This window comes from Vibrio sp. 03_296 (genome assembly GCF_002265885.1).
The window spans coordinates 1-670 of sequence record NZ_NPKW01000165.1 but is presented as its reverse complement, the minus strand read 5'-3'; the positions used below and the strand labels follow the sequence as shown (position 1 = coordinate 670).

The 670-nt window shown below is 47.0% G+C and carries 1 pseudogene; it reads left to right on the top strand.

The features are described from left to right. Positions 1–15: 15 nt before the first annotated feature. A pseudogene (gene greB / locus CIK04_RS22465) lies at positions 16–496 on the top strand (transcription elongation factor GreB). Positions 497–670 lie beyond the last annotated feature (174 nt).

Sequence of the window (670 nt, the reverse complement as noted above, 5' to 3'; positions counted from 1 at the left end):
ATTAAGGGAAAGTTCGTGAAAACCAAAATGATTACCCGCGAAGGGTACAACAAGCTCAAGCAAGAGCTCGTATTATCTATGGAAAGAGCATCGGCCCTGAGATCACGCAGAAAGTGCGTGGCGCGAGCCTCGGCGATCGCTCAGAAACGCCGATTACACCTACAACAAGCGTTTGCTGCGTCAAATTGACCGACGTGTACGTTTCCTGAGTAAGTTTTTACCGGAAGTCAAAATCGTTGATTACGCGCCGCAGCAAGAGGGCAAAGTCTTCTTTGGTGCGTGGGTGGAAATTGAAAACGAAGCGGGTGAAGTGATGAAATTTCGCATCGTCGGCCCTGAAGAGATATACGGTGATGCCAAAGGTTACATTTCGATTGATTCACCGATGGCGCGCGCGCTGCTGAAAAAAGAAGTGGATGACGAAGTGCAAGTGCCAACCCCAAGCGGCATCAAAGAGTGGTTCATCAATTCGATTGAATACGATAAAGGGGAGTGATGTTTTGTTGAAGTGACGACTTATCTTGGAAAAAATGTTGTTTAGCGCTTGACTCTCCCCTTTACAGGAGACTCTAGGATAAAGCCTCCAGTAAATCATCGAGGCAGAAAATGAAAACAGCATTCATCAGTGGTTCAACATCGGGTATCGGTTTGGCTTTTGCGCAGCATTTGG